The organism is Acidocella aluminiidurans (genome assembly GCF_055383125.1).
On record NZ_AP031589.1, the window covers coordinates 1,888,889 to 1,902,961 of the forward strand.

The 14,073-nt window shown below is 62.7% G+C and carries 13 protein-coding genes and 1 pseudogene; 7 read left to right on the forward strand and 7 right to left on the reverse strand.

Going from position 1 to position 14,073, the window contains the following annotated elements; translation table 11 throughout:
* Nucleotides 1–226 precede the first annotated feature (226 nt).
* The gene (locus ACZ46S_RS09400; protein ID WP_295742582.1) at nucleotides 227–919 is read left to right on the forward strand and encodes a GntR family transcriptional regulator; all 693 of its coding nucleotides are present in this window, start codon (nucleotides 227–229) and stop codon (nucleotides 917–919) included.
* Between the two features lie 70 nt (nucleotides 920–989).
* Here ACZ46S_RS09400 and ACZ46S_RS09405 read toward each other — a convergent pair whose 3' ends face one another.
* The 3 genes from ACZ46S_RS09405 to ACZ46S_RS09415 form a co-directional block, all read right to left on the reverse strand.
* Complete coding sequence (locus tag ACZ46S_RS09405; protein ID WP_464061501.1) at nucleotides 990–1,718, reverse strand: ribonuclease activity regulator RraA; 729 nt, start codon at nucleotides 1,716–1,718, stop codon at nucleotides 990–992.
* Between the two features lie 4 nt (nucleotides 1,719–1,722).
* Complete coding sequence (gene araD, locus ACZ46S_RS09410; RefSeq protein ID WP_464061502.1) at nucleotides 1,723–3,456, reverse strand: L-arabinonate dehydratase; 1,734 nt, start codon at nucleotides 3,454–3,456, stop codon at nucleotides 1,723–1,725.
* A 230-nt stretch (nucleotides 3,457–3,686) separates the two neighbouring features.
* Nucleotides 3,687–6,530 carry an FAD-binding and (Fe-S)-binding domain-containing protein gene (locus ACZ46S_RS09415; RefSeq protein WP_464061503.1) on the reverse strand — a complete coding sequence of 948 codons (2,844 nt, stop codon included), beginning with the start codon at nucleotides 6,528–6,530 and terminating at the stop codon, nucleotides 3,687–3,689.
* A gap of 62 nt (nucleotides 6,531–6,592) precedes the next feature.
* Between ACZ46S_RS09415 and ACZ46S_RS09420 the strand changes: the two genes are divergently transcribed.
* Nucleotides 6,593–7,528 (forward strand): LysR family transcriptional regulator, encoded by a 936-nt coding sequence (locus tag ACZ46S_RS09420; protein WP_464061504.1) that lies wholly within the window; start codon nucleotides 6,593–6,595, stop codon nucleotides 7,526–7,528.
* A 26-nt stretch (nucleotides 7,529–7,554) separates the two neighbouring features.
* Here ACZ46S_RS09420 and ACZ46S_RS09425 read toward each other — a convergent pair whose 3' ends face one another.
* From ACZ46S_RS09425 to ACZ46S_RS09435, 3 genes are all read right to left on the reverse strand, one after another.
* A complete protein-coding gene (locus tag ACZ46S_RS09425) occupies nucleotides 7,555–9,033 on the reverse strand; it encodes a sodium:solute symporter family protein (protein ID WP_464061505.1) in 1,479 nt (492 codons plus the stop codon).
* Nucleotides 9,030–9,230: a DUF3311 domain-containing protein gene (locus tag ACZ46S_RS09430; RefSeq protein ID WP_295745859.1), complete on the reverse strand. Its 201-nt coding sequence runs from the start codon at nucleotides 9,228–9,230 to the stop codon at nucleotides 9,030–9,032. Before ACZ46S_RS09430 ends, ACZ46S_RS09425 begins: the two co-directional genes overlap by 4 nt.
* Before the next feature lie 352 nt (nucleotides 9,231–9,582).
* The gene (locus ACZ46S_RS09435; RefSeq protein ID WP_295745862.1) at nucleotides 9,583–10,116 is read right to left on the reverse strand and encodes a hypothetical protein; all 534 of its coding nucleotides are present in this window, start codon (nucleotides 10,114–10,116) and stop codon (nucleotides 9,583–9,585) included.
* A 114-nt stretch (nucleotides 10,117–10,230) separates the two neighbouring features.
* Between ACZ46S_RS09435 and ACZ46S_RS09440 the strand changes: the two genes are divergently transcribed.
* Genes ACZ46S_RS09440 through ACZ46S_RS09450 form a run of 3 tightly spaced genes read left to right on the forward strand, consistent with a single transcriptional unit; the run spans nucleotide 10,231 to nucleotide 11,911 of the window.
* Entirely contained in the window at nucleotides 10,231–10,569 is a 339-nt protein-coding gene (locus tag ACZ46S_RS09440; protein WP_295745865.1) for a cupredoxin domain-containing protein, read from the forward strand.
* Nucleotides 10,570–11,406, forward strand: a complete 837-nt coding sequence (locus tag ACZ46S_RS09445) for an FTR1 family iron permease (protein ID WP_464061506.1) — start codon at nucleotides 10,570–10,572, stop codon at nucleotides 11,404–11,406.
* A complete protein-coding gene (locus tag ACZ46S_RS09450; protein ID WP_464061507.1) occupies nucleotides 11,399–11,911 on the forward strand; it encodes an iron transporter in 513 nt (170 codons plus the stop codon). The genes ACZ46S_RS09445 and ACZ46S_RS09450 overlap by 8 nt, the downstream gene beginning before the upstream one ends.
* Before the next feature lie 167 nt (nucleotides 11,912–12,078).
* Here the strand turns inward: ACZ46S_RS09450 and ACZ46S_RS09455 are convergent, their stop codons facing one another.
* Nucleotides 12,079–12,261 carry an SHOCT domain-containing protein gene (locus tag ACZ46S_RS09455; RefSeq protein WP_464061508.1) on the reverse strand — a complete coding sequence of 61 codons (183 nt, stop codon included), beginning with the start codon at nucleotides 12,259–12,261 and terminating at the stop codon, nucleotides 12,079–12,081.
* Between the two features lie 65 nt (nucleotides 12,262–12,326).
* On the opposite strand from ACZ46S_RS09455, the pseudogene ACZ46S_RS09460 reads away from it, so the two are divergent.
* Nucleotides 12,327–13,677, forward strand: a pseudogene (locus ACZ46S_RS09460) (IS3 family transposase).
* 147 nt (nucleotides 13,678–13,824) lie between these two features.
* Entirely contained in the window at nucleotides 13,825–14,070 is a 246-nt protein-coding gene (locus tag ACZ46S_RS09465; protein WP_464061509.1) for a hypothetical protein, read from the forward strand.
* Nucleotides 14,071–14,073: the final 3 nt, after the last annotated feature.

Genomic DNA, 14,073 nt, shown 5'->3' on the forward strand with positions numbered 1-14,073 from the left:
TTCTCCTTCAATTCTTGGTCGTTCTTGTCATTCGGGAGCGTCCAAAGGGGGGCATCTCCACGGGATTTTTTGACGTATAAACACTAATATATTAGAATGTCAACGTCAGGGACGCCAGCCCGGCCTGATCGTCCAGCCTCTGCCAGGCAAAGCTATAATGACGATCAAGCTTGGTATATGAGAGCGCCGAGCCCATTTATCCGACCTACCGCCTTACGGGACCGCCATGATGCCGACCGACACCGCCCGCGCCTTCGTCTTCGACCGCACCCGCCAGGCGGCGCCGCAAATCGCCGATTTTCTGCGCGAGCAGATCCTCTCGCTGGAAATTGCGCCGGGCACGACCATGTCGCGCGCCGAGTTGCAGGTGCAGTTCGGCGTCAGCCAGACCCCGGTGCGCGACGCGTTGCTGAAGCTGGAGGAAGAAGGGCTGGTCACCGTCTATCCGCAATATGCGACACTGGTCTCGAAGGTGAATCTGGCGCAGGCGAAGCAGGCGCATTTCATGCGCCGCGCGCTTGAAGCGGATATTGTTGCCCTGCTCGCCACCCGCCCGACGCCGACCATGGTGAATGATCTGCGCAAAGCCAATGCGCGCGTGAAGGCCGAGGCGCAGGCGCAGGACCTCACCGCCTTTCTCGTCGCCGACCGGGATTTTCACCGGCTGCTCTATCACTATGCCGATATGATGCAGGTCTTCGCGGTCATGCGCGCCCATAGCGGCCATCTCGACCGGCTGCGCCGGCTGAACATCAAGAATGTCGGCACCGAGCGGATCATTCGCCAGCATGAGGAAATGATCGACGCGATCGAGGCCGGCAAGCCGGAGGAGGCCAACGCCAAGCTGCGTGAGCATTTGGCGAATACACTCGCGACATTGGAGCAGGTGGCGGCGGATTATCCGGCGTTTGTCGAGTAAGGATAAGGGAACTTTTTGGAAAAAGTTCCCTTAAACCCTCAAAAACCTTTTGCGATTTTAGAGCCGCGGGTTAGTGGCCGTTGGCCTTGCGCCAGGCTTCGTAGGCGGCTTGGTTTTCGTCCTTGGTGCACGGATAAAGCCCAATGATGCCAGCCCCCGCCTGGACCTGCTCCAGCACGAAATCCTCGAAGCTTTCCATGCCGGCGCATTCATCGGCGATCTCATCGGCCAGATGCGCGGGGATCACCATCACCCCATCCTTGTCGCCGACCAGCACATCGCCCGGAAATACCGGCGCATCGCCGCAGGAGATCGGCACATTGATGTCCATCGCCTCGTGCAAGGTCAGATTGGTCGGCGCCGAGGGCCTGGCGTAATAGGCCGGCATGTCCAGCTTGCCGATGCCCTCCGCATCGCGAAACCCGCCATCCGAGACCACCCCCGCCGCACCGCGCAGCGCCAGGCGAGTGATCAGAATGGAGCCCGCCGTGGCCGCCCGCGCATCCTTCCTGGCATCCATCACCAGCACATGGCCGGGCGGGCAGGTTTCGATCGCCACGCGTTGCGGATGCTCCGGGCTGCGGAACACCGTCATCGGGTTGCGGTCCTCCCGCGCCACGATATAGCGCAGCGTGAAGGCGGGGCCGACCATGTTGCCCTGCTTCGGCGCCACCGGCACCACGCCTTGGATGAACTGGTTGCGCAGGCCGCGCTTATAAAGCGCGCTGGCGATGGAGGCGGTAGAGACCTTACGCAGTTTCTCGCGCGTGGCGTCTGACAATGTCGGGTTGCTCATCATATCCTCAGAAAATATCGGGCTCGCCGGCGGCGGGGCCGAAATCGGATTGCAGGAAGTCGAAATCGCAGCCTTGGTCGGCCTGGGTCACATGGTTCTGGAACATATAGCCATAGCCACGGGAATAGCGCGGCGCCGGGGCCACCCAGGCGGCTTTGCGGCGCGCGATCTCGGCCTCGTCCACCAGCATATCCAACCGGCGATTGGGCAGATCCAGCCGTACGATATCCCCGGCCTGCAACAGCGCCAACGGCCCGCCGACAAAACTCTCAGGCGCCACATGCAGCACGCAGGCGCCGTAGGAGGTGCCGGACATGCGCGCATCGGAAATCCGCAGCATATCCCTGTGGCCTTGCTTAATCAGCGCTTTCGGAATCGGCAGCATGCCCCATTCGGGGAAGCCCGGTCCACCCTGCGGCCCGGCATTGCGCAGCACCAGCACATGGTCCGGCGTGATGTCGAGATTTTCATCCTCGACCGCCTTCTTCATCTCCGGATAGCTGTCAAACACCAAGGCCGGGCCTTGATGCACGTGATATTTCGGATCACACGCCGCGGGCTTGATCACCGCCCCGTCCGGGCAGAGATTGCCGCGCAGCACCGCCAGCGAGCCTTCCTCATAGACCGGATTGGAAAGCGGGCGGATCACATCGTCATTATAAACTTTCGCCCCTTCCAGATTCTCGCTGAGGCTCTTGCCGGTGACGGTGAGCGCGCTGCCATCCAGCCGCGCCTCGATCTGCTTCATCAGCGCGCGCAAGCCGCCCGCATAGAAGAAATCCTCCATCAGATAATCCTTGCCCGAGGGCCGGATATTGGCGATCAGCGGGGTCACACGGCCCAACGCGTCGAGATCATCCAGCGTCATATTCACCTTGGCGCGGCGCGCCATCGCGATCAGATGCACCACCGCATTGGTGGAACAGCCCGTGGCCATGGCAACAATCGCAGCGTTACGACAAGAGGCTTCGGTGATGATCTTCTCCGGGGTCAGATCCTCCCACACCATCTCGACAATCCGCCGGCCGCAGGCGGCGGACATGCGCTCATGCCCGGAATCCACCGCCGGGATGGAGGAGGCGCCGGGCAGGCACAGCCCCATCGCCTCGGCAATCGCGGTCATGGTGCTCGCCGTGCCCATAGTCATGCACACGCCCGGCGAGCGGGCGATGCCACCCTGAATGCCGCGCCATTCATCGTCCGAGATATTCCCGGCCCGGCGCTCATCCCAGTATTTCCAGGCATCGGAACCCGAGCCCAGCCGCTTGCCGGCGTAATTGCCGCTCAGCATCGGCCCGGCGGGCAGGAAGATCATCGGCACGCCAGCCGAAATCGCCCCCATCACCAGCCCCGGCGTGGTCTTGTCGCAACCGCCCATCAGCACCACGCCGTCCAGAGGGTGGCAGCGGATCATCTCCTCCGCCTCGATGGCGAGCAGATTGCGATAGAGCATCGAGGTCGGCTTGATATAGCTCTCATCCACCGAGAGCGAGGGCAGCTCCACCGGCAGACCGCCCGCCTGCAGCACGCCGCGCTTCACATCCTGTACCCGCTCGGGGAAATGCGAATGGCAGGTGTTCAGCTCCGACCAGGTGTTGAGGATGCCGATCACCGGCTTGTCCTTGAAGTCCGGCTCATCATAGCCGAGCTGCATCATCCGGGAGCGGTGCCCGAAGCTGCGCAGATCATCCGGCGCGAACCAGCGCGCGGAGCGGAGTTGAGCGGGGGTTTTACGGCTCATGGACAGGGGCCTCTACGATAATGCCAAACCAACAGCGCCAAGCCGCGCGGGCCCACGATGCCGGGGACACCCGGCATGACATGTTTCCTCCTGGCTCGTTTCACGCTTTAGACCGAAAAATGCACTAATATATTAGCCTGTCAAGCGCCCGACATCACCGGCGGCCATTTCGTCCCCCGGCACCGCGTTTTCCGGTTTTGGGCCTCAAACTTTTATTTTGGCGAGCAATTTCATGGGGCTTTCTCGGTCAACGCCTGGGCGATGAGGCCGAGCGGGTGACGCAAGCTTTTGCCGGCCAGGCGCGCCGCCTGGCAGCGGCAGGAAAAGCCGCTCGCGGCCATCTGCGCTCCGCCCTCCAGCTTCCCCCGCCAGGAGAGATCGAACAGACGCCGCGAGACGTCCTGGTGGCGCTCCTGGTGCCCGAACAGCCCGGCCATGCCGCAACAGCCGGTGGAGGGCGTCTCCACCGCCAGCCCCAGCGCCGCATAAACGCGTTGCCACAACGCCCCGGCGGCCGGCAAAGCGGTACTTTCCGTGCAATGGCTGAACAGCCGCATCCTCCCGTCGGCGTGGGCTTGCGGGAAAACCCGCCCCGCCTCCATCTCCCGCACCAGAAATTCCTGCGGCAAGGCCACAGGCGGAGGGGTAAAGCCAGCCTTCGGATAATCCTGACGCAGCTGCATCACCAAAGCCGGGTCGAGCCCGACCAAAGGCGCCCCCAGCCGCTCCAGCCCCGCGAGCGCCGCGCAGAGCCGCGCCGCCATCGCCTTGAAAGCGGGCAGCGCGCCGAATGTCTGCGCCACCTTGCCCGCCGGATGCAGCTTGAGCAGCCAGGGGCGATAGCCAAGCGCCTCCAGCCCGGCGATGGCATCACGCTGGGCGGCGCCGTCGAACAGGGCGCTGAACCAGTCCTGCACCAGCACCACCGGCCGCACGCCCAACGCCGAGACATCTTGCGGTAGCTGATCCAGCCGGTAGCGGCGCGGCGGCTTCGGCGCGAAATGCCCCGGCAGATCCTGCATCCCCAGTAGCCCGCCCAGCTTTGCCAGCATTGGCCAAACCGGACGCAGCACAGGGGCGCAGGCGGCCAAAACGGGGCTCAGCCGCTCGCCCAGCAGCGCCAGCCGGTCCGCCAGAGGGCGGGTGTGGCGGGCATAATAATCCGCATAGAAGGCGCTGCGCAGCCCAGGCACATCCACCTGCACCGGGCAGGTTGAGGCGCAGGCCTTGCAGCCCAGGCAGCCATCCAGAATCGCCAGCAGCCCGGCCTCCAGCGCCGCGTCCGCTGGCCCGCTCTGGCGCTGGCGATGCCATTCCCGTAGCGCGTCCGCCCGCCCCTTCGGGCTCTGCCGCAAATCCGCCGTCGCCTTGTAGGAGGGGCACATCGGCGTGCGCGCCTCATAGCTCAGACATTGCGCATTGCCGTTGCAGCGAAACGCCCCGGCCAGCGCATCGCCATCCGGCGCGTTGAAGGGCCGGAACGGGGTGGTGAGAATGCCCAACGCGCCGTCATCCCCAGTGACCAGCTTGCCGGGATTGAAGCGCCCTTGCGGGTCGAACGCCGCCTTCACTTGGCGCAGCGCCGCATAAGCCTCCTCGCCGATCCAGTCCCGCAGATAGGCGCCGCGCACCCCCTTGCCGTGCTCGCCCCAGAACACCCCGCCATATTTGCGGGTGAGCGCGAACACCGCATCGGAAACCGCACCCAGCGTCTGCCGGCCCTCTGCGCTGTCGATATTCAGCGCCGGGCGCACATGCAGGCAGCCGACATCCACATGCCCGTAAATGCCGAATTCCAGCCCATGCCCCTCCAGCACCGCCAGGAACTCATCCAGGAAGGCCGGGAGGTTTTCCGGCGGCACCACGCAATCCTCGACAAACGCCACCGGCCGCGCCGCGCCCTGGACCTTGCCCAACAGCCCGACCCCGGCGGAACGGATCGCCCAGAGCGCTTTAATCTCCGCCAGCCCCTGCGCCATATGCACCGCCCGCGCGCCCTCCAGCCCGTCCAGGCAGGCGCGGCAGGCTTCCAGCTGCGCCTCCAGCGCCAGCCCGTCGGTGCCGTTGAACTCGATGAACACATAGGCCAGGCGCTGGCCCGCCTCGGCGCGCAAGGTGGGCGGCAGCCGCTCCAATATCCCCGCCTCGCCGGCCAGGGCCTGGACCCGCTCATCCATCACCTCGATGGCGGTGGGCTCGAACGCCATCAGCGCCCCGGCAGCGGCCAAGGCCTGGCGAAACTGGTCGAACCCCACCACCAGCAGCCGCTTCTCCGGCTCGATCCGCCGCAGCTTCACCCGGATGCGCGAGATCAGCCCGAGCGTACCCTCCGCCCCCAGAAACAGCCGCCACCATTCAAACCCGCCCGCCTCAGGGCAGGCGCGCTCCAGATCATAGCCGGTGAAACGCCGGTTCAGCCGCGGCGTATGGGCGATGAAGGCCGCCCGCCCGGCCCGCGCCGCCGCCTCCGCCCGCGCCAGCATCCCGGTGGCCCAATCCGGCGGCGCGGCCAGGCTGGAGAGCAGCCCTTCCGGCCGCGCCAGCTCCAGCCCGATGATATTGTCGCTGGTCTTGCCATAAATCCGCGAGCCTTTGCCCGAGGCATCGGTGCTGACCATGCCGCCGATGGTGCAACGGGTGGAGGTCGAGGTTTCTGGCGCGAAGAACCAGCCGCTCGGGCGCAGCGCGTCGTTCAACGCGTCCAGCACCACGCCCGGCTCCACATCCGCCCAGCCTGCCTGCGCATCCACCGCCAGCACCCGGTTCATATGCCGCCTGGTATCGACGATGACGCCCCGGTTCAGGCTCTGCCCGTTGGTGCCGGTGCCGCCGCCGCGCGCCGTCACCCCCAGGCTGCGAAAGACCGGCTGGTCCAGCACCGCCGCCAGCCGCGCCATATCCTCGGCATCGCGCGGCGCCACGATGATGTCAGGCAGGATCTGATAAACGGAATTATCGGTGGACATCGCCACGCGCAGCGCCACCTCGGTCTCGATCTCGCCGCCAAACCCGGCTTTGCGCAGGGCAGAGGCGAAGCGCGTCACCTGATCCATCTCCGCACCCATACCGTCCATGCCTGCCTCCCGTTTATGGACCACTTGAAACACAGACGGCGCGTTCGTAAAAATAGAAAAATATGAAGCTAAATTCAAATAATCTGAACATCACACTACGGCATCTGCGGGCGCTGCACGCGATCTGGGCGCAGGGCAGTTTCACCCGCGCCGCGGCGGCGCTGGGCATCGTGCCCTCCGCCCTCACCGAAACCATCCGCCAGCTGGAAGCGGAAGCCGGCGCGCCTCTGTTCGACCGCACCACCCGCCCGCCTGCCCCCACCTTGCTCGGCCTCGCCTTCCTGCGCGAAACCGCGCCGCTGCTGGCCGGGCTCGATGATGCGGTGGAAAAGCTGTGCGATCAGGCCCGGCTGCGAACCGGGCAGCTGGCCATCGGCGCCTCACCCTCGGCCATCTCGCGCCGCGTCGCCCCCGCGCTGGCGCGGTTTCGCCAGCTCAACCCCGGCATCGCCTGCCAGCTGCATGACGATGTCGCCGAGGCGCTGGCGGATATGGTCTCCGATGGGCGGCTGGATCTGGCGATTGCCGGGCGGGCCAAATCATCGCCGGATCTGCGGCAGACGAAAATCGAACGCGACCGCTTCGGGCTGGTCTGTGCCGCCGGGCATAAGCTGGCCGGGCGCGCGCAGGTGCGGCTGCAGGAGATCGACCCTGCCAGCCTGATCTCGCTCTCCGCCGCAACCGGCACCCAGCAATTGCTGCTGCATTGCCGGCAACTGCCCGAAGCCTACCGGCAGACGACGCTGCTGGCCCATTCCACCATCGCCCAGCTCTGCATGATCCGCGCCGGGGTTGGGGTCTCGCTGATGCCAAAAAATGCCGCATCCCTGTTCGAGGATCGCTCGATCCGCTTCGTGCCGATCGAGGATCTGGAGCTGTGGCGCACGCTCTATCTTCTGGAACCGGCGCTACGCCTGCCCTCGCCGGCTGCCGCCCAGTTCGCCGCACTGCTCCTGCAGGATAGTAGCGCGGCGGACCGGCAGGCCCCTCACCCGTAACCGCGGCGGCGCATCTCCAAATCCCGTCAGGCCTGGCCGTGCTCGTCGCGCAGCCCCACCCCGGAGCGCCGGGCAGTGAAGGCGCTGACAATCCCCAGCGAGATCAGATTGACGATCAGCGCGACGATGCCGACATTCAGATCCCGAACCATTTCCGGCAAGGCGGGGAAGAGCGTGCCCATCGTCTGATGCGCGAGGGAGAGATAGACGACAGTGGCGACACCAGCGGCGATGCCGGCAAAGGCGCCCCATTTTGTCACCGGGCTGTTCGGCAGCAGGCTGCTGACCAGCGCGGGAAAGAGCTGGGTGACGAAACTATAGCCCATCAGCAGCAACGCCACGATCGTCGAGTTCCCGGCGATGGCGAAGCCGGCCCCGATCAGCGCAATCACCGGCACCAGGATTTTCGCCAGCAGCACGGTGGTCTCGTCGCTGATCTGCGGCCAGAGCGGCGCCACCACGTTACGCGCGCAAAGTGTCGCCGCGCTCATGATGATCAGCGAGCCCGGCACGAGCGCCGTCAACACCCCGGCGGCGCCGACAATGCCGACCACCGCCGGCGGAAAGCTGGCGACAACGATTTTCAGCAGCGCCGAATTCGTCGCCCCGCCTTTCAGGCCCGGCACCTGCAGAAACGCCGTAAATCCGACAAAGATGATGAACAGCATCACCAGCTGATAGAGCGGCAGCACGATCGCGTTCTTGCGGAACACATCAGCATCGCGCGCGGTGTAGCAGGCCCCCATGGCTTGCGGCCACATGAAAAAGCCAAGCGCTGTCAGCAACACTGTGGAGACGAACCAGGAGACACTCTGCCCGCTGGCGGCAAAGGCCAGGAAGCCCGGCCGCGCCTTGTCCACCGCCTCGAACATATGCGGGATGCTGCCGTAATAATGGATCGGCAGGTAGAAGCCGAGAAAGGCGGCGACAGAAAGGATCATCACATCCTTCACCACCGCCGTCCAGGCGGTGCCGCGTACGCCGGAGGTGATCACATACAGCACCACCACCGCCGCGCCGATCAGCACGGAGGCGGTCTTGTGGATTGAACCGTAACTTGCCGCCTCGACAATCACGCCGAGACCGACGAATTGCAGCACCAGATAGGGAATCAGCGCCACGATGCCGACCAGGGCGACAAAGATGCCAAGCGGCTTGCTCTTATATTTATGCGCGAAGAAATCCGGCTGCGAGACCAGATTATGCTCGCGCGCATAGGTCCAGACCGGCGGCAGGATGAAATACGAGATCACGTAGGCCAGCGTGCCGTAGGCGACGATGTAGTAGCAGGGCGCGCCGAACCCGTAGGCATAGCCGGCGGCGCCGAGGAAGGTGAAGGTGGTGTAGATCTCGCCCGCCAGCAGCAGGAAGACGAACAAGGTGCCAAGCCCGCGCCCGGCCACCGTCCATTGCTGCAGCCCCATCGCATGGCCGCTGCGCGCGGAAACACCAAGCCCCAGCGCCACCAGGGCGGCCAGGGCCAGCAAAAGCAGGGCGATGCTCATCGGCCAGCCCCCTCTTTGCGCGATTGCAGATGATGGATCAGCGCCATGATGCCAGAGGTGAGAAACACCCAGAGCACGATCCAGCCGAGGCTGAAGGGCATTCCCAAGATATAGGGGGTGACACTGTTATGGACCACCGGCCCAATTAACATGCCAATAAATGGAATAACGGCAAGCAGCCCGGGATGTTTCATCATCTCGCCCCGTTGAAAATTTTATTGAAGACGCGGGCCGTGTTGCCGAGCGCTCCCCGCTGAGTGGCTCACACCATCAGCCTTCGCCGGCAACTTCAGTCTGCGGCGATTAGGGATGCGATGCAAGCCTTATTTCAACGGGATAAAGGCAATTGCTTGGGCCGAACCACAGCAGGGCCACGCGCGGCGGCGGGGAAAGCAGCTCGGCCGGCGCCGCGATCCGACCAGAGCGAGCTCGGCAAAGATCGACCGATTGGAGGTGCTGCCCGGAATTGACCGTGCTGCGCTTGCCCCGCTCTGAAGTGAACCGCGCCAGATTTGCCGAAGGCGCCGCCGCTTGAGAGACTTGAGTGGGCTAGCTCCCCAGATATAGCCGGGGCGGCGGTTCAGCATTAAGGCACGCACAGAATATCGCCGCGCCCCACAGCGCCAAGGAGACAAACACGGCCCAGTGGCCCGTCCGGACTTCATCGTTGGAGGCAAGCTGGGGCGAAAGATATCGCCTGTTGAACCAGATTGCGTTCGCAACCCCAAGGGCAATGAATAGCAGCTTCGGCGTCAGCCAGTCATGGCTGCCAACCGCAACCGGGTCGTAAAAGAACAATGTGAAGCCGGTTAGCAAGGCAAGTCCAAATGCCGCGTACACAACCGGCAACACCAAACGCAGCAATGGCCGAACGGGCAGGTCAGGCGCAAAACCCAGCAAGCGCAGATCTAATATGCATAAGGCCCCGAAAAACACGCAAACAGCCGCCACATGCAGGGCACGAATGAGAAACTGCCACGGCTGAAGCGCCACCGTGATATCGCGATTATACAACGCCACCAGCCAGCCGGCCGGAATCCGGTAAGGATCGAGCGCGTTCGCGACCTCAACACCAAAAGTCATACTGCATTATCCCAGGATAATATTTGCTCAAGCCACTTGATAACGAGAATCGTTTTCAATAAGTAGCTCTTACAGCAATCGATAATTATTTGCAATTGACGGAGTGCGGCTCTCATGGCAAGTAAAGCCATTTATTTCAGGTATCTGGCCGTTGGGGTTGTAGCATCGCTGTTGCCCGTGGCCGGCATGGCAGCACCGCTCAGCTTGGTGCTGGAGGCTCACCATTTCACGCCGGACCATATCGTCGTGCCGGCCGGCAGCCGGTTTAAACTGCTGGTAACCAGCCATGACACCACACCGGATGAATTCGAAAGCCCGGATTTGCGGGTCGAGAAAATTCTCATGCCCGGCCAAACCATCTCTGTGATGGCTGGGCCGTTGAGCCCCGGGCGGTACAAATTCTACGATGATTACCACCCTGAAGCCGCGCACGGCATTGTGGAAGCCAAATAGATGCTGGCCAGCTTCATCATTGTGTTTCGTGAGGTCTTGGAAGCGGGGCTCATCGTTGGCATCGTCATGGCCGCGACAGCCGGCGTGCCGCGCCGGGGGCGCTATCTTTGGGGCGGATTGTTCGCTGGTCTCGCCGGAGCAGGATTGCTCGCAGCCCTTCTGGGCGAACTCACCCAGATGTTCGCCGGAAATGGGCAGGACGTATTCGACGCGGCGATTCTGATTTTTGCCGTGCTGATGTTGGCCTGGCATGCGGCCTGGATGGCCCGGCACGGCAGGGAGATGGCCGTGCAGATGCGCGACATGGGGGCTGAGGTGCTGGCCGGCCGGCGCACCATGATGGCCATGGCCGTGGTCATCGCCATCGCGATTTTACGGGAAGGCTCGGAGGTGGCGCTCTTTCTGTACGGCATTGCCACGGCGGCGAATCTCAGTGCCGCGTCGCTCATCAGCGGCGGCATTCTGGGCGTTCTGGCGGGCGGGGCGGTGTCCTGGACGCTTTACCGGGGGCTGCTGGCCATCCCGTTGCGGCATCTGTTCGGTGTCACCTCCTCGCTTATTTCTCTGCTCGCCGCGGGGATGGCGGGGCAGGCCGCCGCCCTCTTGGCCAATGACGATTATATTCCGGCGTTGGGCTATCAGCTGTGGAACAGTTCCGGCCTGCTCTCCACAGGCTCCATTGCCGGCAAGGCTGCCCAGGCTCTTCTTGGGTATTCAGACAGACCGATGGGCATACAGCTGCTGGCCTGGATTGTTACGCTTTGCGTGCTGCTCTGGCTGTCTCACCGGCCTTCAAAATCAAAACATTCTTCTACAGGAAATTTGAATCATGCGTAAGCTTATCCCACTTGTCTCGCTGTTCAGTCTCGTCGCCATGGCTGCCCAGGCCAAGGAATATTATATCGGCGGTCCTGACCACCAGGACGATATGGAAATCGTTTCATCCTATCTGCTCGGCGTGAAGATGGACCCGATGCCACCCGACATGCCGATGGGGCCGGATACGATTCATTTGGAAGTGGATCTGCACGCCACCGCGAATAATCGCTGGGGTTACGCTGATCAAGCTTGGATTCCCTACGTCAAGATAAGCTACACGCTGACAAAGGAGGGAACGAATTGGAGCCATAAGGGTGTGCTTCTGCCGATGTCCGCCGATGATGGGCCTCATTATGCGGATAGCCTGGCAATGGACGGCCCGGGAACATATCATGTTCTCTACAGCTTCGAGCCGCCCTCGGTGAACGGATATTACCGCCATACAGACGCCGCGACCGGTATTCCGCCCTGGTGGAAACCCTTCACGGAAAGCTTCAACTTTACTTATCCGGCCAAAGGCTGATCAGACCCAACGCCCCGCTTCGCCGGGGCGTTTTGGTATCGGTCCGACACCGGGCGAGACGTTCGTCATTCCTTCAGGAATAGGTTCCGACGTCTCCTAATCCTACACTTTCGGAAAAAACTCAGGCGTGATGCCTATCGGCCTCACCAGCCGTGGCCTTGAGGCGGTCAGTTGCCCAGAATATCGTGTTTTTTCTGCAGATATTCCTCGCGCTTGATTTCGTCGCGCGCGTAACGCTCATCGAGCGCGTGCAGGCCCGCCCACCCGGCGCTGGTGGGGCGCATTTGCTGATGCGGTGCATGCCCCGTCCATGAGAGTGCCCGAAAGATGTGTCCCCCGTCAGCGCCCATGAGACAGATTTGGCATCTTGAGTAAGGGAGGATTTCTGGCTCATCGTAGCGACGAAGGAGCGTAGATGAGCCAGAAATCCTCGACTTCAAAACCGCCTGCCGAGGCGGTGGTGCGTGACATTCGCCGGGCGACCCGGCGGCATTATTCGGCGGAAGATAAAATCCGCATTGTGTTGGAGGGCTGCGCGGCGAGCACAGCATCGCCGAGCTGTGCCGGCGTGAGGGTATTGCCGAGAGCATGTATTATTCCTGGTCCAAGGAATTCCTTGAAGCGGGCAAGCGCCGCCTGGCGGGCGATACAGCGCGGGAAGCGACCTCAGGCGAGGTAAAGGCGCTGCGCCATGAAGCCCAGGCCCTCAAGGAGGTGGTAGCCGAGCAGGCGCTCGAGCTGCGCCTACTTAAAAAAAGCATGATCGGGGCTGGGGACGGCCACGAATGAGGTATTCCGCCGCTGAGAAGTTGGAGATCATCCGGTTGGTTGAACAATCGCACCTACCGGTGCGCCGGACGCTGGAGCAGCTCGGCATCCCCCGCCCGACATTCTATCGCTGGTACGAGCACTATCGTGCCGGCGGGCCTGAGGCGTTGGCTGACCGCCCCTCAAAGCCAGACCGCGTGTGGAACCGCATAGGCGATGACGTGCGCGATAAAATCATCAATCTGGCTTTGGACAAGCCTGAGCTCAGCCCGCGGGAGTTGGCAGTGACGTTCACGGATACAGAAAGCTATTTCGTCTCCGAAGCATCGGTCTACCGGCTGCTCAAGGCGCACGATCTGATCACCTCGCCAGCCTTCATCGTCGTCAAAGCGGCTAATGAATTCAAAACCAAAACCACGGCGCCGAACCAGCTCTGGCAGACAGACTTCACGTATTTGAAAGTCATCGGCTGGGGGTGGATGTATCTCTCAACCATCCTCGATGATTATTCGCGTTACGTGATCGCCTGGAAGCTATGCACCACGATGCAGGTCGAGGATGTTACCGACACACTGACCCTGGCCCTCGAAGCTTCAGGCCGCGCCTCAGCTAAAGTCGCGCAAAGGCCGCGCCTGCTGTCCGATAACGGGCCGTGTTACATCGCCGACGATCTGGCCAAATGGCTCGGGCGGCGAAATATCGAGCACATCCGTGGTGCGCCGTGTCATCCGCAAACCCAGGGCAAGATCGAGCGCTGGCATCAGACGTTGAAAAACCGCATATTGCTCGAAAACTATTACCTGCCGGGTGATCTTGAACGCCAAATCGGCGCCTTCATCGAGCATTACAACCACCGCCGCTATCATGAGAGCCTCGGCAACGTTACGCCAGCCGATGCCTATCATGGCAGGGCCCAGGGCATCCTGCGTGAGCGGGAACAAATCAAGCGTCAAACCATCCAGCAAAGACGCTTGCGCCATAACCAAATAGCCGCTTAAACTTTTAACCCAATAGGTGAGCCAAAACCTCCGTTAAATCACGCTGCCAATTGTCCCAAATCATTCGACGACGGACAGCTCCACATGTGGTGCAACTGGGCCCAGTGGGCAGTCGAATGTCCGGAAAAGCGTCGGGCACTTGCGCGCTTGAGCGTATGGGACGAGATCACCGAAGAGAGTCGAAAAGCCAGTGGGCACGCGGTGATGGGCATAGCCGCGTTGCTGGAGCGCAGCCGCAAGAACGGTCCGTTGCGCGATGCGCCGATAGGGCTTGTTGCCGCGCTGATGAGCGCGATGGCGGACGCGACGATGGATTTCATGATCAACGATCCAGCCAATGCGGAGAAGCATTGCATGACCGCCTTTGATGGCCTTTGGCGAATGCTCAACTAAATT